Source organism: Gilvimarinus sp. 1_MG-2023, assembly GCF_030548285.1.
The window spans coordinates 19755-41147 of the sequence record NZ_JAUOSC010000008.1; the positions used below are offsets into that span (position 1 = coordinate 19755).

General features: G+C 51.7%; 20 protein-coding genes. 6 read left to right on the top strand and 14 right to left on the bottom strand.

From position 1 onward, the window contains the following. The first annotated feature begins 191 nt into the window (after positions 1–191). Positions 192–1076: a DUF3014 domain-containing protein gene (locus Q4563_RS10405; RefSeq protein ID WP_303604468.1), complete on the top strand. Its 885-nt coding sequence runs from the start codon at positions 192–194 to the stop codon at positions 1074–1076. Between the two features lie 241 nt (positions 1077–1317). On the opposite strand, the gene Q4563_RS10410 is transcribed toward Q4563_RS10405, so the two are convergent. After that, the gene (locus Q4563_RS10410; RefSeq protein WP_303604469.1) at positions 1318–2334 is read right to left on the bottom strand and encodes a LacI family DNA-binding transcriptional regulator; all 1017 of its coding nucleotides are present in this window, start codon (positions 2332–2334) and stop codon (positions 1318–1320) included. Positions 2335–2599: 265 nt separating this feature from the next. Here Q4563_RS10410 and fucP point away from each other — a divergent pair, with 265 nt between their 5' ends. Next, on the top strand, positions 2600–3901 hold the full coding sequence (gene fucP, locus Q4563_RS10415) for an L-fucose:H+ symporter permease (RefSeq protein ID WP_215976368.1): 1302 nt from the start codon (positions 2600–2602) through the stop codon (positions 3899–3901). On the opposite strand, the gene Q4563_RS10420 is transcribed toward fucP, so the two are convergent. The 7 genes from Q4563_RS10420 to Q4563_RS10450 all read right to left on the bottom strand — a co-directional run bounded on the left by Q4563_RS10420 (position 3898) and on the right by Q4563_RS10450 (position 10517). Beyond that, positions 3898–4809: a DUF4380 domain-containing protein gene (locus Q4563_RS10420; RefSeq protein WP_303604470.1), complete on the bottom strand. Its 912-nt coding sequence runs from the start codon at positions 4807–4809 to the stop codon at positions 3898–3900. The genes fucP and Q4563_RS10420 overlap by 4 nt on opposite strands. A gap of 55 nt (positions 4810–4864) precedes the next feature. Further along, positions 4865–5713 carry a thioredoxin family protein gene (locus Q4563_RS10425; protein WP_303604471.1) on the bottom strand — a complete coding sequence of 283 codons (849 nt, stop codon included), beginning with the start codon at positions 5711–5713 and terminating at the stop codon, positions 4865–4867. 24 nt (positions 5714–5737) lie between these two features. Beyond that, complete coding sequence (locus tag Q4563_RS10430) at positions 5738–6274, bottom strand: YaeQ family protein (RefSeq protein ID WP_215976365.1); 537 nt, start codon at positions 6272–6274, stop codon at positions 5738–5740. 3 nt (positions 6275–6277) lie between these two features. Continuing rightward, positions 6278–7762, bottom strand: a complete 1485-nt coding sequence (gene lysS / locus Q4563_RS10435) for a lysine--tRNA ligase (RefSeq protein WP_303604472.1) — start codon at positions 7760–7762, stop codon at positions 6278–6280. A gap of 17 nt (positions 7763–7779) precedes the next feature. Further along, positions 7780–8875, bottom strand: a protein-coding gene (gene prfB, locus Q4563_RS10440; protein ID WP_303604473.1) for a peptide chain release factor 2 whose coding sequence is annotated in 2 segments (ribosomal slippage) — positions 7780–8802 and positions 8804–8875 — 1095 coding nt in all. Because the reading frame shifts where the segments join, the coding sequence is not laid out codon by codon here. Positions 8876–8986: 111 nt separating this feature from the next. Next, positions 8987–10078 carry a permease gene (locus Q4563_RS10445; RefSeq protein WP_303604474.1) on the bottom strand — a complete coding sequence of 364 codons (1092 nt, stop codon included), beginning with the start codon at positions 10076–10078 and terminating at the stop codon, positions 8987–8989. Continuing rightward, entirely contained in the window at positions 10071–10517 is a 447-nt protein-coding gene (locus tag Q4563_RS10450) for a MerR family transcriptional regulator (protein WP_303604475.1), read from the bottom strand. Before Q4563_RS10450 ends, Q4563_RS10445 begins: the two co-directional genes overlap by 8 nt. Positions 10518–10810: 293 nt before the next feature. Here Q4563_RS10450 and Q4563_RS10455 point away from each other — a divergent pair, with 293 nt between their 5' ends. Further along, on the top strand, positions 10811–11038 hold the full coding sequence (locus tag Q4563_RS10455; RefSeq protein ID WP_215976360.1) for a 4-diphosphocytidyl-2C-methyl-D-erythritol kinase: 228 nt from the start codon (positions 10811–10813) through the stop codon (positions 11036–11038). A 23-nt stretch (positions 11039–11061) separates the two neighbouring features. Here the strand turns inward: Q4563_RS10455 and Q4563_RS10460 are convergent, their stop codons facing one another. Then, entirely contained in the window at positions 11062–11316 is a 255-nt protein-coding gene (locus Q4563_RS10460; RefSeq protein ID WP_215976359.1) for a DUF4404 family protein, read from the bottom strand. 114 nt (positions 11317–11430) lie between these two features. On the opposite strand from Q4563_RS10460, the gene Q4563_RS10465 reads away from it, so the two are divergent. Then, positions 11431–11859, top strand: a complete 429-nt coding sequence (locus Q4563_RS10465; protein WP_215976358.1) for a GtrA family protein — start codon at positions 11431–11433, stop codon at positions 11857–11859. Between the two features lie 4 nt (positions 11860–11863). Beyond that, a complete protein-coding gene (locus Q4563_RS10470) occupies positions 11864–12814 on the top strand; it encodes a glycosyltransferase family 2 protein (protein WP_303604476.1) in 951 nt (316 codons plus the stop codon). A 52-nt stretch (positions 12815–12866) separates the two neighbouring features. Here the strand turns inward: Q4563_RS10470 and Q4563_RS10475 are convergent, their stop codons facing one another. Both Q4563_RS10475 and Q4563_RS10480 read right to left on the bottom strand, forming a co-directional pair. Continuing rightward, positions 12867–15341 carry an ABC transporter permease gene (locus tag Q4563_RS10475; RefSeq protein WP_303604477.1) on the bottom strand — a complete coding sequence of 825 codons (2475 nt, stop codon included), beginning with the start codon at positions 15339–15341 and terminating at the stop codon, positions 12867–12869. A 9-nt stretch (positions 15342–15350) separates the two neighbouring features. Beyond that, positions 15351–16031 (bottom strand): ABC transporter ATP-binding protein, encoded by a 681-nt coding sequence (locus Q4563_RS10480; protein ID WP_215976400.1) that lies wholly within the window; start codon positions 16029–16031, stop codon positions 15351–15353. 68 nt (positions 16032–16099) lie between these two features. Between Q4563_RS10480 and Q4563_RS10485 the strand changes: the two genes are divergently transcribed. After that, positions 16100–16726 (top strand): arylesterase, encoded by a 627-nt coding sequence (locus tag Q4563_RS10485; protein ID WP_303604479.1) that lies wholly within the window; start codon positions 16100–16102, stop codon positions 16724–16726. Here the strand turns inward: Q4563_RS10485 and recJ are convergent. From recJ to Q4563_RS10500, 3 genes are all read right to left on the bottom strand, one after another. Next, positions 16723–18453, bottom strand: coding sequence for a single-stranded-DNA-specific exonuclease RecJ (gene recJ, locus Q4563_RS10490; RefSeq protein WP_303604480.1), 1731 nt, complete (start codon positions 18451–18453; stop codon positions 16723–16725). The genes Q4563_RS10485 and recJ overlap by 4 nt on opposite strands. Positions 18454–18558: 105 nt before the next feature. Next, positions 18559–19956 (bottom strand): threonine synthase, encoded by a 1398-nt coding sequence (thrC, locus tag Q4563_RS10495; protein WP_215976353.1) that lies wholly within the window; start codon positions 19954–19956, stop codon positions 18559–18561. A 56-nt stretch (positions 19957–20012) separates the two neighbouring features. After that, positions 20013–21317, bottom strand: a complete 1305-nt coding sequence (locus Q4563_RS10500; protein WP_215976352.1) for a homoserine dehydrogenase — start codon at positions 21315–21317, stop codon at positions 20013–20015. Between the last annotated feature and the right edge of the window lie 76 nt (positions 21318–21393).

The window sequence follows — 21393 nt, forward strand, 5'->3', positions numbered from 1 at the left end:
GAGCAAGCAATAGCCAACCCGAAAGACCAAGCCTAGCCTGATAAATCGACCCAGTTTGGTGCGGCAAGTCATCTTTACCTTTCTTATAAGAAAAAATCTCTGAACCAACACGAGAAATAACATTCTAATACTTGTAAATCCGTAAAACCTAACGCAAAGTTAGGGAAAAGAAGAGCTCAACGGAGCAAGCTATGAAGGATAGTAGTACCTCGGGCAACCTAGTTGCCATCATCGCGATCGTAGTAGTCATTGCACTGCTAGGAGGGTTTATTTATTGGTATAAGACGCAATCAACTCCGGCCGAGCCCATCGAGGTTCCTGTTGCCAGCGTTCATACCAACTCTGTATCCTCAAGCTCAGCCTCCATACCGGCGGCCAAGCCAATTGCCGCCCCTATAGAGCCTAGTCCACCGCCACCCGAGCCCATTCAAGAAACCGTTGAGAACACAGAGCCTGCAGCCGAAGAAAGTGAACCCGCCGTTAGCTTACCCCCTCTTAACGACAGCGACGCTTTTGTCAGTGAGCAGCTATCCACCCAAAGCGAACAATCTCTGATGGGGTTAATCGTACCCGACGAGGTGGTGCGTAAAAGCGTTAGAGCAATTATCGGGGTTGCCAACAATCGCCTGGTGAACCAATACCGGCCTGTGCTTTCACCGATGCCAACATTGGGGGTTTCTCAAATTAGCGGCGGCGAAGATGCTGAATACGAATTAACCGAGGCGAATTTCCGTCGTTATGACAAACATATCGCCTTAATGCAATCTTTTGAGCCCGCCACCCTAGCAAGCGTCTTCGATAAACTGGAGCCCCTGCTCAGTGAGGCTTATGCCGAACAAGGATTAGACGGCAGCTTTCGTGAGGTTGTCATCAGTGCGATCGACAACCTCTTGGCCACCCCCGATATCGATAAAACAATAATTTTGACGCGGCCAGCCGTTATGTTCAAATACGCCGATCCTGAGCTCGAAGCACTGCCAGAGCCACAAAAACTGATGCTGCGTATGGGTCCCGATAACCGGGGCAAAGTCAAAAGCTACTTAAGCGCGTTCAAGAAAGCGTTATCCGAAAATTAAAAATGTCACTTCAATAATATTGTTGGCGTTTTTCTTATAGGTGGGGGAAAACCGAAATCGGGGATGCCAAAATTATTATGCCAATAGACGTATTTCACACCTAAGCACAGGGGGGATTAAGCTGCAAAGCTTCCCCCAAGCCCCACCTTAACGGCGAAGCCCAATGTAAACAGCGGCGCTGATCATCGGTGGTAAAAGTCCAGTCGAAAATCCATTGCTTTAAAACCCATACCTCGCCAGCTTAAACCGATGGCGCCTTACCGGTACTTTCCCGTTCCAAAATACAGCAATCCATCGAAGCTTCGGCCCCTTTGGGTTTACCATCAATCGACCGCTGCAAAAGCTCTACTGCTCTTTCGGACATATCACTGATCGGCTGACGCACGGTGGTTAACGAGGGGTAAATTTGGTGGGCAACCGGCGTATCATCGAAACCGGCAATGGAAAGTTCGGCCGGCATAGAAATGCCGCGATGATGGGCAGCAATAATAGCACCCGCAGCCATATCGTCGTTACCGGCAAAAATGGCGGTGGGAGCATCGGCCAAGGCCAGAAGTCTCTCGGCGCACTCGCTGCCCGAATCAAACGAGTTGTAACCCTGCTCGACCAAAGCCGGATCGAGGGCTATAGCGCGATCATCCAGTGCTTGCTTGTACCCCAAAAAACGCTGCACAACGGCTTTGTGATCGGGGTGACCGGCAATAAAACCTATACGCGTATGACCGAGATCCAACAAACGGCAGGTCATTTCATAGGCCGCCTGCTGGTCATTGGTCTGAACATAGGGGCAAATTTTCTTGTCTTCGGTGGGTGACAAACGCACCACGGGCACTTTTGCCTCCACCAACTGGTGCACCAGCTCAACCATATCCGACAAAGGCGGGGTCAAAATCAACCCATCAACTCGATTTTGCCTAACCAATGACAGAACCTCTTCAATTATTGAGGCGCTCTCGTGACTGCAGGGGTGAATTAACAAGTCATACCCAAGCCGACGACAACTTGCCAAAGCGCCCGACTGCACGTCAATAACATAGCTCGCACTGGGATTATCGTAGAGTAAACCTAAAACGTAGGAACGATTGGCGGCTAACGAGCGAGCAGATTGGCTGGGTCGATAATCGAGCTCGGCAATGGCTGATTCGACTTTTTCGCGGGTAGTGGCGCGCACATTGGGCTCTTTGTTGACCACACGCGACACGGTCTTCATAGACACGCCCGCCAGTGCAGCTACATCGTCAATGGTTGCTCTTGCCACTTACTACCCCCGTTAAAGCCTCATTTTACCCCAATGTGGGTAAACTTGTGTGAATTGAGATGACAGCGCTGTCAGTTTGTTTTATAGTAACAGAATAATATGGCTGCAACGAGTAGATTTAACCTGCCTTGCCCAGCGCAGGGGCTATTCAAAGGTCAATAAAACAGCAGGAAGTACCTGACAATAATCACACTGCACTCCTTCGGGGGTCACACTTACCCCCTTAAACAGTGCAATAAAATACGTTTTTCCTACGAGGTTTACTATGGCAACTGCTCCGACCAGCGCTGGCGTCAGTCAGGTAGCTGAACATAACAACCAAAACTACACCACTCCACTGGTCATCATTACATTGCTATTTTTTATGTGGGGCTTACTAACAGCCATGAATGATGTGCTGATCCCCCATTTAAAGAATGTGTACACCTTAAGCTACACCCAGGCGATGATGGTGCAGTTCTGTTTCTTTTTTGCGTATGCTGTGGTTTCACTACCCGCTGGTATGCTGATTAGAAAAATCGGCTATCAAAATGGCGCGGTGACAGGCTTAGTCATAGCAGGCTTTGGTTGTTTCTTGTTCTATCCAGCCTCCATGAGCACATACTCAGTATTCCTGCTCGCCTTTTTTATTCTCGCCGCAGGTATTACAGTGCTGCAGGTAGCCGCCAACCCGTATGTAACCGTACTTGGCCCCGCACGTACTGCCTCCAGCCGATTAAATTTAACCCAAGCGTTTAACTCACTGGGCACCACTATCGCCCCGACTTTGGGTGGCCTGTTAATTCTGGCCGCCGCCGGTGAGGCGATCGACTCCGCTGCCCTGTCAGAACTGGATGCCGCCGCCGCTAAAGCCAAAGAGGCCGCCGCGGTGCAAATGCCCTACCTAGTGCTGGCGGGTTCTTTGATTGCACTTGCCATCTTTTTTAAGCTGGCCAAGTTGCCCAAAATCACTCATGACTCGGACCCGGTAGAAGCCACATCGAGCGAGCAAACTAAAGTTTCCATTTTCGCCAAACCACATTTGTTATTGGGCGCACTGGGAATCTTTATGTATGTTGGGGGCGAGGTTGCCATTGGCAGCTTTCTGGTGAACTTTTTCGGCGAAGACAATATCGCCGGCCTGAAAGAGCATCAAGCCGCAGCCTATGTTAGCTTTTATTGGGGTGGCGCCATGATCGGCCGGTTTATTGGCTTTGTGGTGATGCGTCATGTTCAGCCTGGCAAGGTGTTGGCTGTTAACTGCTTGGCAGCGATTGCATTGGTTCTGTCGGCGGTTTTCTTTGAAGGCAAAATTGCGATGTGGTCGATCATTGCGGTGGGCTTATGCAACTCGATTATGTTCCCAACCATTTTTAGTATGGCGCTGCACAAGCTGGGCGGCCTAACCAGTCAAGGCTCGGGTCTATTGTGTGTTGCGATTGTGGGCGGTGCTTTTATCCCGCTGCTACAAGGTGTATTAGCGGACAGTATCGGTATTCAAATGTCCTTTTTACTGCCTGCAGCGTGTTACGGCTATATTCTGTTTTACGGTGTGAAGTACGCCAACCTGTTCAATAACGAGGATTAATCCTCGTTATTGCGTGCGAGCCTGGCCAGTTGGCGGGCTCGTACTACCCACCCCTCGCGATGCGAACTCGCATCGGTCTCAGACAGCGATGCAAACACCCAACTTACCTGCCAAGGTAAAGTTTCACCCGGCATCAGTGTGGTCAAATATCCCTGTTGCTCCATTTCAATATAGCTGCCATCGCCTTTAGCATAGAGTTCAATTTCACCTTCACTGGGCGCTATAAGTTCGGCGGGCACCTTTTCGAATACTTTAACGAACAACCAATCTTCGGCTTGGTAAGCCAGCCAGCCCTCCTCCCCATCGGTCATGGATTTGTGGTGCTCGGCGGTAAAATTTTGCGCGGCAGTGTCAAACCAAGCAATGCCGTTATCAAGGGTAAAATTCAAAGGCGAGAATTCACCACTGTGAAAATCCGTTTCTCCTTTGGGGAAAAACACCTGCCCTTGCGCTGGCAGTCGGGTAACCTCCCAAGGGGCTAAGGTCACTTCAGCGTCGGATTTATTATGAATCTGGTATTGAATAATTAACCGGTCGCTATCGTCGGCCAGCGTGTAGAACTTACTAAAAGCCACCCCCAGTTGTGAATCGTGTGGGCCATGCAGGTAAACCCCTTTGGAGGTTAATTCCACCCGGTAAGGCGCAGAGTTTAAGGCCTCAGGCGGAGGCCAGCCCCAATCACTTTGCGGGCTGGTCCACAGCACATTCCCCCAAGGATTATTCTGCGCAGGGGTAAGTAGTCGTTCACGTCCGGCGTACACCAAAGACTCAATACGCCCAGCCACACCAGGGTTGATAGTGACACGCAGTGAGCCGCGCTCAAGGTAGATTCGGCCATCGGCCATCGAGACGAAATCCGGCGGTGTAACAGCCACCAATTCCGCATTTTTATCACTGCACTGTGTCATTGAGAGCGCCGCGGCCAATAAAACGATTTTAACGTGTGCTTGCACCTTGTCTGAATCAATACAAAAGCGTAAACAACTTACGCTGGTACTGCACCGCTAGCGGATCACCCTTACCCAATGCAGCAATGATATCGGTAATGGCTTTGCGTGGCGCACCGTCTTTAAAATTGCGATCGCGCTTGAAAACATCCAGCAATAACTCCAGTGCATTTTTATGCTGGCCTTCTTCGTTCATCTGTACAGCCAGAGCATAGGCTGCCTCCAGGTTAGAAGGGTTAGCCTCGTACTCAGCCTGTAGCTTTTCCAGTTCGGGCGAGTTAGCCGCTTGTTTTTTCAACTCTAGCACGGCCATTGCCTGCTGATAGCTGGCATCTTGATCGGCCATTTTTACTTGCGCCAATAACGCTTCAGCCTCCTCGACACGATTCATCTCGGCATAGCAAAGCCCCAACAAAACCGCGATAAAAGGCAACTGATTGGACTCTTCCAGCGCTTGGCGCAACAACGGTAGTGCCTCGGCGTAGTTCGCCTCATCGAGAAATGCTTGCGCTTGGGCAACATCGGCCTCCCAAGCTTTGGGCAGGTATTTTTCAAGTAACTCACGAATCTGCGGCTCTTGCTGTTCTCCGGCGAATCCATCCACCGGCTGGCCATCTTTGATCATCATAACGGTGGGCAAGCCCTGGATACCGAACTGCTGCACCAACATTTGCTGCTCGTCTACATTAATTTTGGCCAGCAACATATTGTCGGTGTACTCAGCGGCAAACTTCTCCAGTACGGGCATCAGAGTTTGGCAGGCCGGACTGCGAGCCGACCAAAACTGAACGACGACAAGACGTTTAAACGATTCGTCGATTACCGTCTGCTGCGCGTTTTCTGCAGTCACATCAAAAATATTCATTTCACTCGTTCTCTTAGAGAGTTCTCATCCAATATCGGTTAACGGGGTGATATTGACACTGTGCTCGGCACTGCTGATAAAAGCACTGCCCTCACTGATACATACACTTAAAGTCATATTTTTTTGCGCTAACGCGGCAAGTTCTGCCACCTCACCAGCGCTTAAATGGTAAACAGACAAATCGGTAAATGCACCGAGCGCCTCTTGCACACTGTGCCACCACTGATCCCGCCCGCGCCCGGCGCTGTAGATAACCTGCCGGGTGGAACGCGAACGCCCCTTTTTTAATTTATCGACGCTCGGCTGGCCCACTTCAATCCATTTTTCAATCACACCTGAGGGGGCCACATGCCATAAATCAGGTTCGTCTACGGTGGACAGGCCTTTGCCGAAGATTAGATCCTCATTGGCATGGAAGCACCAGGCGAGCAAGCGCACCATCATGCGTTCCTCGGTTTCCGATGGGTGGCAGGCCAGAGTCAATTTGGTATCCAGGTAAACCTGCCGGTCCATATCCGACAGGTTGAGATCGACTTTGTAGACCGTTGCCGTCAGTGCCACCGGTTACTCCGGACGCATGTGCGGGAAGAGCAATACATCGCGAATGGTAGAGGCATCCGCAAATAACATTACTAAGCGATCGATACCGATACCCTCACCGGCGGTGGGAGGCAAGCCATACTCCAGAGCGCGCACATAGTCGGCATCGTAGTGCATAGCTTCGTCATCACCGGCGTCTTTTTCCGCGACCTGAGCCTTAAAGCGCTCGGCTTGATCTTCGGCGTCGTTGAGCTCGGAAAAACCATTGGCCACTTCCCGGCCACCGACAAAAAACTCAAAGCGTTCGGTAACAAATGGGTTGTCGTCTTTGCGACGCGCCAACGGCGACACTTCGGTCGGGTACTCGGTAATAAAAGTCGGCTGGTCCAACTTTTCTTCCACCGTCGCTTCAAAGATTTCGATTTGCACCTTGCCCAAACCGTAACTGTCTTTCAGTGGGACGTGTAACTTTTCTGCCACCTTGCGGGCGGAGTCTAAATCTGAAATGTCAGCCGCAGTAAGATCGGGGTTATAGTGCAAAATAGAATCAAATACGCTGATGCGCTGAAACGGTTTGGCAAAGTCGTATTCACTGCCCTGATACTGAATCGTGGTCGTGCCCATCACGCTTTCACACATACCGCGCAACATGTTTTCAGTATGGTTCATCAGGTCGTTGTAATCGGCGTAGGCCTGGTAGAACTCCAACATGGTGAACTCGGGATTGTGGCGGGTCGACATCCCCTCATTGCGGAAATTGCGGTTAATTTCATACACCCGCTCAAAACCACCGACCACCAATCGCTTAAGATAAAGCTCGGGCGCGATACGCAAATACATATCGACATCCAGTGCATTGTGATGAGTGACAAACGGACGCGCGGTAGCGCCCCCAGGAATCACCTGCAACATGGGGGTTTCCACCTCCATAAAGCCTTGGCCATCCAGATAGTTGCGAATAAAACTGATGCACTTAGAGCGCAGCTTGAATGTATCGCGTACCTCGGGATTTACAATTAAATCCACGTAGCGCTGGCGATAACGCAGCTCTTGGTCGGCCAAGCCGTGGTATTTTTCCGGCAGCGGACGCAAAGATTTGGTCAAGAGCTTCCACTCGGTTAAGTTGACATACAAGTCACCTTTGCCCGATTTGTGCAAGGGCCCGGACCCGCCGACAATATCGCCAATATCCCACTGACCGTCGCTTTCTTTAATAGACTTTTGCACATCTTTCGCGGCGTAAAACTGAATGCTGCCCTCGCTGTCCTGAATCAGCATAAAGGGGCCGCGTTTGGCCATAATACGACCGGCCACGGCGACTTGATGGTCCAAAGCTTCCAGTTCTTCTTTGGCTTTCTCGCCAAATTTTGCCTGCAAATCGACGCTGACATCGGTGCGGCGAAAATCATTGGGGAACGCATTGCCGCGCTCGCGAATCTGGGCGAGTTTGGCGCGGCGCTCGGCGATCAGTTTGTTTTCTTCCTGTACAGTTTGCTTTTCGTCAGTCATGGGCATCACTTGTTGGGTTAGAGTCCAGCCTTGAGGCTCGCTTCAATAAATAAATCTAAGCCGCCGTCGAGTACGGTTTGGCAGTTACTGGTCTGTACGCTGGTGCGCAAATCTTTAATGCGCTGGTCGTCCAGCACATAGGAGCGAATCTGGCTGCCCCATCCGATATCAGATTTGGTATCTTCCAGTGCTTGCTTATCGGCGTTGCGCTTTTGAATCTCCAGCTCGTACAACTTAGCGCGCAGCATTTTCCAGGCTTTGTCCCGGTTGGCGTGTTGTGAACGCTCGCTCTGACACTGCACCACGGTACTGGTTGGCTCGTGTGTTAAACGCACGGCCGAATCGGTTTTGTTCACGTGCTGACCACCGGCCCCAGAGGCGCGGTATGTGTCGGTGCGCACATCGGACGGATCGATATCAATTTCAATATTGTCGTCAATTTCAGGCGAGACAAACACCGAGCAAAACGACGTGTGGCGACGATTGCCCGAATCGAAAGGCGACTTGCGCACTAATCGATGAACCCCGGTTTCGGTGCGCAACCAGCCAAAGGCGTATTCACCTTCAAAGCGAATGGTGGCACTCTTGATACCTGCCACCTCACCCGAGGAAGCTTCCTCAAGAGTGGTTTTAAAGCCTTTGGCCTCACCCCAGCGCAAGTACATGCGCAACACCATTTCGGCCCAGTCCTGCGCCTCGGTACCACCCGAGCCAGACTGAATATCCAAGTAGGCGCTGTTCTCGTCCATCTCGCCGGAAAACATCCGGCGGAATTCCAACTTTTGCAGCTGTTGGTCGAGCGCCTCGATCTCTTCAATGACATCCGCCAGGCTGTCTTCGTCGTTTTCCTCATTCGCCATGTCCAGCAACTCGGACAGGTCACTGACCCCGGTATCCAAATCGTCAATGGTTTTCACTACGGCTTCGAGGGAGGCGCGCTCTTTACCCAGCGCTTGGGCGCGCTCGGGTTCGTTCCAGACATCGGGCTCGCCCAGCTCTAATTCGACCTCGGTCAGACGCTCATGCTTGGCATCATAGTCAAAGATACCCCCTAAGCACGTCGGTGCGCGCTTTAAGGTCTTTAAGGGCAGTCAACTGCGGGTTAATTTCCATGGATTCTCGCTGTCAAAATTGTATACAAAAGCGGCGCATTCTAACGCAGAAACGCTGTGCAAACTACCGCCTGCACAGCGTCTCGGGGTTTTCGGTCACAATGCAAGCGTCTTATCCGGCCAGGTTTAGCACCACCCCCACCACAATAACTTGCGGCAAAACCACTAAGGGCAAAAACAGCGCCGTTTTCCAAGACTGCATGGTGTCTTTAATCACCATAATCTCGGTATAGTCCGTCGCCACTCCCGCCATAAGAAACAAAAAGCTATTGCCCGGTGCCCGGGCCCGATTCATCAAATCGGCGGCAATCGGGGTAGAGCCCTCGGAGCAAACCTCAATGATCGTCGCAGCTACCGCCGTCAGCAACAGTCCTAGAAAGGTGGGGCCAAACCAGTCGGCAAACACATCAGTAGGCACCAGAGCGCGAATCAGTGAAGCCAAGAGCACACCGAACAACAACCAGCGCAACACCATACGCGAGCCCTGTAAGCCCTGTCGCGCCAACTCTGCCACACCGGCTGGCGTAAGCCGAATACCGCTCAAAAGCTGTTTTAACTGCGGTAACACAGGGGCTGACTCTATCTCAGCGACCAGTGCCGGATTGTGTTGCAGCCGTTTGCGGGCCACCAAGGCGTCGAAGATAAGCCCGGTTATCACGCCCAACACCATCGATAAAGCGATGAAGGCTAAAGTCCAGGGCAAGCCGATCAAGGCAATCATAACCAGCGTCAGCGACAGTGAGTTCCAGGGGCTTGCCACTAAAAATGCCATCACCTGCCCCAGGCTCGCGCCTTTTTGATAGAGCTTCATACCGACCATCAAGATGCCGTGGCTGCATAAGTCCATCAATACGCCGGCCGCCGTGGCTCGCATAATGCCACTTAGGCTGCCGCCGCGCCCGAGCAGGGACACCACCAAGGTTTGCGGTACAAAATGTAATAACCCGACAAATACAATCCCCAGAGCCACCCCCCACCACATGGTGTTGAGCAGTTCAAACACTCCGTGCGCCACATGCGTAAGCCACTCAGGCAATGGAATACCCAACCCGTAAAGACCATAAAGGAACGCGCAAGCAATCAGTGAGCCCCAAAGCAGTAAATCGGGTCTCGACTTAGTGTCTTGCGAGTTTGAGCCACCACAACAGCCATGTTCAGACGCTGGAGCGGTTTGAGTCTTGTCGCTGTGGCAGTGTTCAGTCATTGGAATTCTCCGTGCCCTGCTCGCCCTCTACTAAGGTAAAGCGCATAGGGTTTTGCCGTGCGGTAAGGTTTTGCAAAATAGCGCACTGCGGCGATTCATCGCCTATACAGCGCTCGGCCAGCTCAAGCAATGTAGTGCGTATTGAGGTTAATTGCTGCACCTGTTGGTCAATTTGAGCCACCTTGCCCAACACCTGATTTTTCACATCGATACTGCGGCACTCTTGGTTATTGAACATCGTCAGTAAGCTGCGACACTCTTCCAGTGAGAAACCCACCTGCCGAGCACTGGCCACCAGCTGCAACTCTTTAAGACACTGCGGACTGTAGTGTCGATAGCCATTATCCAACCGTTCGCTTTGCACGAGCCCGAGCGACTCGTAATAGCGTATAGACTTTGCACTTAAACCCGTGGTTTGGGCCGCCTGTCCAATCTTCACCCTGCTCTCTCCTGCCGCGCTTAGCGAACGTCTGTTGCTTGCTATTGACTACAATAAACCTTCCCACAAGGTTAAGGTCAAGCTAAATTCAGGCTGTTTTTTCGAGTACACCGTCCTTCAGACACTATATTTTGAATTAAAATCACCCAATTTAGATACAAAAGACCTCAAACCAACACAACAAAAACTTAATTATATTGTTAGATTTCAGTGGCTTATAACAACTAGTTGACAAATGAAATTAATTATTCAAAATAACCTAAGAATCGGACTTTCAAAGAGTGGCAAATGCGATGGAATATTTAGACGTTTCGCACCCAGAGTGGGGCAAAATGTGGGATGAATTGGCCTCATACCGCTTAAACGATGGTGACCACTTGTGTATTCATGAGGGATTTTGCTGGGAGTATATGGGGTCGAGCATGGACCACCATCATTTAAAGCATAACCGGCACCCCGCGACCGATAAAACCGAATACATTTATATCGAGCGAGCGCGGGCTGCGGTAGGCTGGGCCTAACGCAAGCCTACTGAACGCGGCCGTTAAATTCCCATATTTTTAAGCGATGTAATCACCTGGCCTAATACGGCTGACACCTGCGGATGCTCACCTTCAAACTCATCAAGCATTTCCTCCAGAGTATCCAATGGTCTAGGGTCTAGCTGCTCGTCGCTTCCCGTCGCATGAGTATGCCTTGCCAACTCAGCCATTAATCGCTGCTGAGCCGGGCTCTCATCCTCGGTTCCGAAAAGCTCATGTAAGCGACCGATTAGCTGGTCCAGATTATCGTTTGACATACAAAATTCCTCTCAATATTAAAGCCATCGGGTGCATAGGCTACTTGCTGCGTGATATAACACTTTTTCACTATAGCCAGAGTTAACGCTGAACGTCTACTTAGGATCCCTACTTTGACCGATGTAACGCCTCAAAAGCAATCACGCGCTGCATATATGTCGCAGCTTAAGTCTGGCCTGCAAACGCGTTTTGGACGGTTTTTAATCGTTGGCGGCACCGCCACAGCGCTGCAATACATCTTGCTCATTGTCTTGGCAGAGGTTACGCCCCTGCCCCACCTTTATTGCTCAGCGCTAAGCTATGCATTGTCTGCCATTTTTAACTATCTGGCCAATTACTACTTCACCTTTGAAGCAACCGGTGATCACAGCTCAACCAGCGCCCGCTTTGCCATCACGACCGCGATTGGACTTGGCATCAACACCCTTGTGTTTTACTTGGCAAATTTAATTCTGCCCCACTATATACTCTCGCAAATTATGGCTACTGGCGTTACTCTAGTCAGCAACTACTTATTACATAAATATTGGACATACCGATAACACTATGGATACCCCATCTCTGGCGATTGTCGTTCCCTGCTACAACGAAGAGGAAATGCTGCCCACCAGCCTGCCGGCATTGCTGGCCGTACTCAATCAATTGCAAGCTCTCAATAAAATCAGCCCTGAGTCTAAGCTGTATCTAATTGACGACGGCAGTCAGGACAACACCTGGGAGCAAATAGAGCAAGCCTGTGAGGAATACCGCGGGCAGGTGGTCGGTCTAAAATTATCACGCAACCGCGGCCATCAATACGCACTCTTGGCGGGTTTGGAAAATTGCTGTGAAGATATTACCGTCAGTATTGATGCCGACCTGCAAGACGACCCCAGTAATATTGAAAAAATGGTGGACGAGTATCACCAAGGCAGCGATGTGGTTTACGGTGTGCGCGCTGCGCGCGATACCGATACATTCTTCAAACGCGCCACAGCAGAAGGCTATTACTCATTAATGCGCCGCATGGGTGTGGACTTAGTGTTTAACCATGCCGACTTCCGCTTAATGTCGCGCCGCGCACTCGATGCCATGCTGGAGTACCGAGAAAGCCAGTTATTTTTGCGCGGCATCGTACGCGAGGTGGGGTTTCCCTCCAGTACCGTGGAGTACAACCGGCAAGTTCGTATTGCCGGAGAGAGCAAATACCCGCTGCGCAAAATGTTATCTCTGGCGTGGAGCGGCATTTCCAGCTTTTCCACCGCACCTCTGCGAGCCATCACTGTACTTGGCGTAGTCGCTAGCGGCCTATCGATGTTGATGATTGTGTGGGTACTCTCTGTACGCCTGTTTGGTGACAGCGCAATACCCGGCTGGGCATCGATTCTAACCCCATTGCTGTTTATTGGCAGCGTACAGCTGTTGAGCCTCGGCGTCATTGGGGAATATCTCGCTAAGCTCTATAACGAAATCAAACAGCGACCGCGCTACCACATCAGCGAAAAGCGCGGTGAATAAACCATATACTCACTACTACCCCAGCAGCATAAACAGTCAATGCACTTGCCCGTTATAATGCCTCGCGCAATACAGTGGCAGGTGGTGTAGTGACGCTTTGGCGGCAACTCAGCGCGCCCAAACTACTGACAAAGAACGCACTGAGCACAGGCGTCAGTAACCAGTATATATAATGCGGTTGTACAGGAATTTCAAACACAAATACCTGCAGCCCCAGCAGCAATGCCTCGGCGGCCAATACGGCTATCAGCCCCGCACAAAAGCCCAACAGAGCAAATTCAATCCAAATACTGCCCACCAGTAATCGTCGCGGCGCACCTAGCGCACGCAATAATCCCGCCTCTTGTTTGCGCGCTTCAATGCTGCCCGTAACCGCTGCAATTAATACCAAACAACCGCCCAAGAGCACCATCACCAGTACCATGCCCACCCCATCGCTGACCTGAGCCACAATGTCACGAATTTGATTAATAATTCGATCCAACTCAAGTACAACAATCGTTGGGTAGCGAGTGAGCAATGTATTGATAAAACGCTTTTTCTCCGGCGGCAGGTAAACGCTGGTCATATACATGGGCGAGTAATCAGACAGGGCGCCAGGTTCAAAAATAAAATAAAAGTTGGGCCGCAGTGACTCCCACTCCAGCGTGCGAAAACTGGCGACTTGCGCCTCGGCGATTAAACCGCCAATGGAAAACGTCAATCTGCTGCCAAGCTCGATACCGAGCCGCTGCGCCACTTCTTGTTCTACCGACACACCGGGCAGCTCACCATCCGCCCCCGACCATTCATTCCACCACTTGCCGGCTACAATTTCGTTGTCGTCGGCCAGTTGGTCGGTCCAGGTTAAAGACGCTTCGCGATCTAGGGTGTCGTCCGGCTTGGGCTCGCCATCAATGTGAGTCAGGCGGCCGCGCACCATTGGGTACAGGGGTTCAACGCGAAGATTGTCATCCATCAACAACTGTTTAAAGTCTGCCACTTCGCTCGGCGCAATATTGATTAAAAAATGATTGGGGGCATCGGCCGGCACTTTCACCTGCCACTCCTCAATCAAGGAGGTGCGCACAATGGTCAAGGTCAGTAGCAACATAATGGCAGTGGCAAACACCACAACTTGTAACACGCTGGCACCGCGACGGCGCTGAATACTGGCCAGTGCCAAGCGCCAGCGACTGCCCGCCTGCGCTCCGGCTTTTTTGCCCATTGTTAACAAAGCCAGCGCCATTGCCGCGGTTAATACTCCCACTACCGCCAGAGCGGCTAAAACCGTAAAACCTAACAGTAAATCGCGACCAAAAACGCCCACCAGAATAACCAAAACCAAACTGGCCATGCCTATTTGCCAACCCATCGCGCTTTTATCCAGAACCAACTCTTGGCGCAAAACTTTTATCGGCGGTACACCCGGCAAAAACCACAAACTGGGTAAGGCAAATCCCACCAAGGCTAATGGGCCGCTCAACAGCGACAAAATATAAGGCGTTGCGCCGGCCGCCGCCATAGGGATTTGGTACAGCGAGAGCACCGCTTGGGCAATGAGTGCCTGTAAGCTGACCCCCAGCGCCAAACCAATCATTGAGGCAATGCCGGCCAACATCAATAACTGCAAACAATACAAACGCCGAATACGCTGCGAGCTTGCCCCCAAGCTTTTTAACAGCGCCACTTGGTTGACATGACGCTCGGCAAATTGTCGGGCCGCCAAAGCAATTGCCACGCCCGCCAAGAGTACACCCATAATCGCAGCCAGTACTAAAAACTGACGACCAGTTTGCAGCGTGCCTTGCAATCGGCGCTGGGCATTTTCAATGTCCATCACCTCGTCATGATCCGACAGGCGCGGCTCTAACAGGGTCATCAGCGATGCGACATCGGCGTTGTCTCCAGCCAGCAACCACTGGTACTCAACTCGGCTGCCCGGCTGAATAACTCGGGTTTGCGCCAAGTCTTGCCAATTTAAAATAATGCGCGCGCCCATCATGCTAAAAGGGCCACTGGCGTCGGGCTCACTGATAATCACTTTGCTCGCTTGCAGTGTTTGCTCACCCACTTGCAAGGCGTCACCCAGCTCAATATTGAGTAAGGGCAAGAGTCTGGAGTCTACCCACACCTCGCCCGCCGCCGGCACACCTTGAGCGCGTTCTATTAAGCTGGTATCGGTGGCAAAGGGGGTGTTGCTCACATCGATATAACCGCGCAGAGGGTAGTTTTCGGCCACCACTTTCACCGCGGCTAAATGCATTTCATCCCCGGCGTATACCATTGATGCAAAGTGAGCGACTCGGGTGTGTGCAACCCCTTCGGCCTCGGCGGTTGCTTCCCAAGCCGGCTGATGTGGCTGGTTGCTTTTTATCAGGCGATCGGCACCGAGCAGGGAGTTACTCTGCTCCAGCAATGTGCCTTCTAAGCGGTCGGTAAACAGGGCAATGGCACTGACAACGGTAACAGCCAAGACTAAGGCTACCGCCAATAATTTTATTTCTCCACTGCGCCAATTGCGCCAAAGTAATTGCCAAGCTAACACATTCGTCCCCTATTGAACGGCGGCCGAGCCGCAGATCATTAATTCGCCGGCAGCCAGTTGTACTTGGCGAGCGCAGCGATTGGCTAATCGATCTTCGTGGGTAATTAACACCAAGGTCGTCCCCATTTCGGCGTTAAGCTCAAACAGTAAATCGTTAATGGTGTGGCCGGTGGTGCTATCGAGATTACCGGTAGGCTCATCGGCAAATAAAATGTCGGGCTTGCAAGCAAAGGCACGCGCTATGGCCACTCGCTGCTGCTCGCCACCGGACAATTGCGGTGGATAATGACTGAGCCGCTCCCCCAAGCCCACTCGATTCAGGTATTGTGCGGCTTGCTCGCGTACGTTGCGATCGCCGCGCAGCTCTAGCGGCAGCATGACATTTTCCAGCGCAGTCAACCCCGGCAAGAGCTGGAAGGATTGAAACACAAACCCTACATGATCGGCGCGCACCTTAGCCCGCCCCTCTTCATCCAGCGTGTTCAAATCAATACCCGCTAGCGCCACACTGCCGGTGGAGGGAACATCCAAACCGGCCAGTAGTCCAAGCAGCGTGGATTTGCCCGAACCCGAGGCCCCGGTAATGGCTAGGCTTTCACCCTTAGCGACAGTCAGATTAATATCGGTAAGGATGGTAAGATCACCGCTGGTGGTGGTGACGGTTTTGCCCAGTGCTTTGGCCTGGATCATAGTCGCCATAGGGTCTCCCTAAAAGTGCCGCGGTGCGGCTTAAAACCATTGAATAACTGGATTCTACTATGACCGGTGGGTTAAAACGTTTAATTTTGGTAAATAGCTACCTGATATGCCTGTTTTTGGCGAGCTTTGCTCAGGCTGACAACAAAACCTTGTTGGTGGTGGGCGACAGTTTAAGTGCAGGTTATGGTATCGACATCAAACAAGGCTGGGTGCACCAACTGCAACTCAAGCTCGACCGAGAGCAATTGGCGTATACCGTCGTAAACGCCAGCGTCAGTGGCGAGACGACCACCGGCGGCAAGGCTCGACTGCCAAAGTTATTAGAGACTCACCAGCCTGATATCGTGTTGTTAGAACTAGGAGCTAACGATGGCTTGCGTGGCCAGCCGATTAAAATTCCACACAATAACCTCGCAAATATGATTACCGCCATGCAAAACGCCGATGCTCAGGTGTTGCTGATTGGCATTCAAATACCACCTAATTACGGGGCGCGGTACACAGAAGCCTTTGCCGGGATCTTTGCGCACTTAGCGCAAACTTACGATACCGCCTTAGTGCCTTTTTTATTAGAAGGTGTCGCCCTTAACCCACAACTGATGCTAAAAGATGGCATACACCCAACCGCCGAGGCCCAGCCCATACTGCTCGATACGGTTTGGCCTTACCTCAAACCACTGCTTTAACAGGCCTCAAGATAATCGACCATTAACTGCACCGATTCGCGCCCACGGTACTCATTGACGTTGAGCTTATAAGCCAAGCGCACCTTTTGCGCGCTGGGGTTGGGCCAGAGATCGGTATCTATATTAAAGGCGATGGCGTCAATCAGTTGCTGACGCGCCTCATCGACGGCCAGTAAGAGTTTAAGATGCTTCTCTCCCACAATGCGTTGCTCGACGAGATAAAAATCGCCATCGAATAACGGCTCGGGAAATTGCTGTCCCCAAGGCCCGGCATTGCGCAACTGGTGGGCGAGGTCTAAGGCAAATTCAGAAGGTGCCAAGGCCCCGTCGCTCAACAGCACCGCTTGTAAATCGTCCTCATTTAATCGACGCTTGATTTCGGCATCAAAGGCCTGACTAAACGCTTGATAGTGCTCGGCCTTAATGCTCATTCCGGCCGCCATAGCGTGGCCACCAAACTTTTGTAACAGCTCAGGCTGACGCGCGGCCACTGCATCGAGAGCATCGCGAATGTGCAAACCGGGAATCGAGCGCGCCGAACCTTTTATCTCACCTTCATCGGTATCGGCAAAAACAATCACCGGTCGATGAAAACGGTCTTTAATACGCGAGGCAAGAATACCGATGACGCCTTGGTGCCAGCTGGCATCGTACAGGCAGAGTCCCCAGGGTAGCTCATCGCTCTCGTTTAACTGAAGTTTATCCAGCATGGCAAAGGCTTCGCGCTGCATACCCGTCTCAATCGCCTTGCGATCGCGGTTAAAACCATCCAGCTCTGCCGCCAGCTCTCGCGCCTCGGTAAGGTTGTCGGTCAATAGGCACTGAATACCGATACTCATATCATCCAGTCGGCCCGCCGCGTTTAACCGCGGCCCAATAGCGAAACCTAAATCGCTCGCCACCAATCGCTCTTTGTTACGACCGGCCACCTCTAGTAGAGCCAGTATGCCTGGACGTGCGGCACCCGCCCGAATTCGACGCAACCCCTGCTCCACCAAAATACGATTGTTAGCATCGAGAGGCACCACATCGGCTACCGTCCCCAAGGCTACCAGGTCGAGATAGTTGGCCATATTGGGCGGATCAATAGCCAACTCGTTAAACCAGCCAGTCTGAACCAACTCGTGTTTAAGAGCGTTTAGCACATAAAAAATCACCCCGACACCCGCTAAGTTTTTACTGGGGAAGTCACAGCCCGGCTGATTGGGATTAACAATCGCCTCGGCCGGGGGCAGGTGTTCACCTGGCAGGTGGTGATCGGTAACCACCACCGCTATACCCAGCTGTTGCGCGGCGGCAACACCGGCCAAGCTGGAGATACCGTTGTCGACGGTGATAATAACGTCCGGTTCATACGCCGCCGCCACCTCGACAATCTCCGGTGTTAAGCCATAGCCGTATTCGAAACGATTGGGCACCAAGAAATCGACATGGCGTGCCCCCATGGCGTTTAAAGCCAGCACGGCCAGAGCCGAACTGGTGGCGCCATCGGCATCAAAGTCGCCCACAATCAACAATCGGGCATCGGCCACAACCGCATCGGCCAAAAGCGCGGCGGCCTCTTTTAAGCCTTTCATGGTGGGTTTGAGTAACTGCTGTAGCGTTAACTCCAGCTCTTGCGGCTGGCGCACACCACGCGCCGCATAAAGGCGCTCTAACAGAGGAGGCAAGCCGGTGCCAGACAATAGCTGGGAAGGTAGTTCGCGACGTTTAATGAGTTTTTGCATAGAGACTCGTCGGATGACTGAAGCCAGAGGGCTGATGCGAAGGCGCCCGATTAGCGCCTCGCATCAAATATGAAAACGTCTGAGGTCAGGCCTCAGACGTTTTCATCAACATGCCAAGTGGCCGGTCATAAATTTATGCACGGTTTCGGCGTCATTGGGCAGAACTTCGTAGCGCTCTTCGCGCTGGAACAAATCGGCCATATGGTGTGGCAGTTTGGGATCTTCTTCCTGCCCGGCTTTTTGCACGGCCTCGGGGAATTTAGCCGGGTGCGCAGTTGCCAGACACACCATGGGGATATCTTTGCTCTTGCGTGTCACACGAGCGGCATCGACACCGATTGCTGTGTGTGGGTCTAACAGGTATTCGGTGTTTTCAAATACCTCGCGAATCACCTCCAACATACGCTCGTCGTTCACCTTGTGGCTGGCAAACAATTCGCGGGCACGAGTGAGCGCCCCATCGTTTAAGTGCATGGCGCCAGATTTAAAATCTTCCATCAATTGATTAATGGCCGCGCCGTCACGATCGTACAAATCAAACAACATTCGCTCAAAGTTACTTGAAACCATAATATCCATACTAGGCGACAACGTGTGATGCAGCTCTTGCTTACTATGATCATTGTTGCTGATAGCACGATGCAAAATGTCGTTACTATTGGTGGCAATAATTAACTGATCGATTGGCAGCCCCATTTGCTTGGCCAAATAGCCGGCAAAAATATCGCCAAAGTTACCGGTAGGAACCGAAAAAGAAACCGGACGATGCGGGCCACCCAACGCCAGTGAGGCGTAAAAGTAATAGACGATCTGCGCCATAATGCGCGCCCAATTAATGGAGTTTACCGCCACTAACTGACGCCCTTCCGGCAAGAAAGACTGGTCGGCAAAACTGGCTTTAACCATGTTCTGGCAGTCGTCAAAGTTGCCGTCCAAGGCAATATTGTGCACATTGTCTTCCAATACGGTGGTCATCTGACGGCGCTGCACATTCGATACACGATTGTGTGGGTGCAAAATGAAAATATCGATATTCTCGCAGCGTCGACAACCTTCAATAGCCGCCGAGCCGGTATCACCCGAGGTTGCCCCCATCACCACGACTTTTTGATCACGTTTTTTCAGAATATAATCGAGTAAATGGCCGAGAAACTGCAAAGCAAAATCTTTAAACGCCAGGGTTGGCCCCTGAAACAACTCTAAAATCCACTCGTTGTGACCTGTTTGCACCAGTGGCGCAATCGCGTCGTGGCGAAAACTGGCATAAGCCTTATCAATCAGTCCTTTTAGATCGTCATCCGGCACTTCACCGGCCACAAAAGGCTGCATGATTTTAAAGGCGAGCTCTTGGTAAGAGAGTTCAGCCCAGCTGGCGATTTCTTCTTTACTGAAACTCGGCAGTGTTTCGGGCACATACAGGCCACCGTCCGATGCGAGGCCAGTCAGTACCACCTCTTCAAATGAAAGTGCCGGCGCTTGGCCGCGAGTGCTAATGTATTTCACGTTATTAACCTGAGTTGTTCTGTCGTTAAAGGCTTGCGCCTATCGTCATGCAATGTTTATTTTAGCGGTTCTAAGCGAATCCGGGTGATCGGGCCGGTAATCGAGCTTAACGCCTCTATCTTACTGATTGCGGTAGCCAAGTCTTTTTCCACCGCGCGATTGGTGAGCAAGATAAGTGGCACAATTTCTTCTTCGTTAACCGCCTCTTTTTGGATCAGAGCTTCAATACTGATGCCTGAATCGCTCAAAATGGTGGCCACTTGTGATAACACGCCGGGTTTATCCAGTGCTGACATGCGCAAGTAATAAGCGGTATCAACCTCTTCAATAGGCATAATTTCGTCGTCCACCAAACTGCCTTGATGGAAGCCCAAATATGGAACCCGGTGTTCAGGGGCTGCGGTTAAGGTGCGAGCCACATCGACAATATCGGCAATAACCGATGAAGCCGTAGGCTCAGCGCCGGCACCGGCACCGTAATACATGGTTGGCCCGACGGCGTCACCTTTCACCATAATCGCGTTCATCACACCATCGACATTGGCCAACTGTTGACGCTCGGGTATCAACGTCGGGTGTACCCGCAGCTCAATACCGTCATTGACCCGCCGGGCGATTCCTAAATGCTTGATGCGATAACCCAGTTCATCGGCATAGGCTACATCCACCGGTTCCACCTTACTGATACCTTCGGTGAATACCTTTTCAAACTGAAGCGGAATACCAAAACACATAGAGGCTAAAATCACCAGTTTGTGTGCGGCATCAATACCCTCAACGTCGAACGTCGGATCGGCTTCGGCGTAACCCAGTTCTTGGGCTTCCGCCAAAACATCGGCGAAATCACGACCTTTGTCGCGCATTTCGGTCAAAATGAAGTTACCCGTACCGTTAATGATACCCGCCAACCACTCGATACGGTTGGCTGACAGCCCTTCGCGAATGGATTTAATGATGGGAATGCCACCGGCCACAGCCGCTTCAAACGCCACGGTAACGCCCTTACCTTCTGCGGCGGCGAAAATCTCGTTGCCGTGCTCGGCAATCAAAGCTTTGTTCGCGGTAACCACGTGCTTACCATTTTCAATGGCCTTCATGACCAGATCGCGCGCCACTGTAGTGCCACCGATTAGCTCAACCACCACATCGACATTCGGGTTGACCACAACCTCAAAAATATCGCGGGTAACATTTAAAGCCGACATATCCACATGGGCATTGTCGCGCCGTGCACCCACTTGCTCCACGATAATCTCACTACCGGCACGGGCATTGATGACGCGCTGATTGCGCGCTAATACGTTGATAGTGCCACTGCCTACGGTACCTAGACCGCAGATGCCTAATCTGACCGGTTTCAATGTCTTATCCTCTTTTGGGTGCTGCAAAATAAAAGACAGCAACCATACTCAGAGCAATGGTTGCTGTCAATTAGTG

Excerpts from the sequence above, each read along its gene's own strand:
- Q4563_RS10455 (WP_215976360.1), top strand. The coding sequence starts at position 10,811 with ATGGAATATTTAGACGTTTCGCACCCAGAGTGGGGCAAAATGTGGGAT.
- Q4563_RS10420 (WP_303604470.1), bottom strand. The coding sequence starts at position 4,809 with ATGACACAGTGCAGTGATAAAAATGCGGAATTGGTGGCTGTTACACCG.
- Q4563_RS10445 (WP_303604474.1), bottom strand. The coding sequence starts at position 10,078 with ATGACTGAACACTGCCACAGCGACAAGACTCAAACCGCTCCAGCGTCT.
- Q4563_RS10405 (WP_303604468.1), top strand. The coding sequence starts at position 192 with ATGAAGGATAGTAGTACCTCGGGCAACCTAGTTGCCATCATCGCGATC.
- recJ (WP_303604480.1), bottom strand. The coding sequence starts at position 18,453 with ATGCAAAAACTCATTAAACGTCGCGAACTACCTTCCCAGCTATTGTCT.
- Q4563_RS10470 (WP_303604476.1), top strand. The coding sequence starts at position 11,864 with ATGGATACCCCATCTCTGGCGATTGTCGTTCCCTGCTACAACGAAGAG.
- Q4563_RS10425 (WP_303604471.1), bottom strand. The coding sequence starts at position 5,713 with ATGAATATTTTTGATGTGACTGCAGAAAACGCGCAGCAGACGGTAATC.
- Q4563_RS10460 (WP_215976359.1), bottom strand. The coding sequence starts at position 11,316 with ATGTCAAACGATAATCTGGACCAGCTAATCGGTCGCTTACATGAGCTT.
- Q4563_RS10485 (WP_303604479.1), top strand. The coding sequence starts at position 16,100 with ATGACCGGTGGGTTAAAACGTTTAATTTTGGTAAATAGCTACCTGATA.
- Q4563_RS10480 (WP_215976400.1), bottom strand. The coding sequence starts at position 16,031 with ATGATCCAGGCCAAAGCACTGGGCAAAACCGTCACCACCACCAGCGGT.
- fucP (WP_215976368.1), top strand. The coding sequence starts at position 2,600 with ATGGCAACTGCTCCGACCAGCGCTGGCGTCAGTCAGGTAGCTGAACAT.
- lysS (WP_303604472.1), bottom strand. The coding sequence starts at position 7,762 with ATGACTGACGAAAAGCAAACTGTACAGGAAGAAAACAAACTGATCGCC.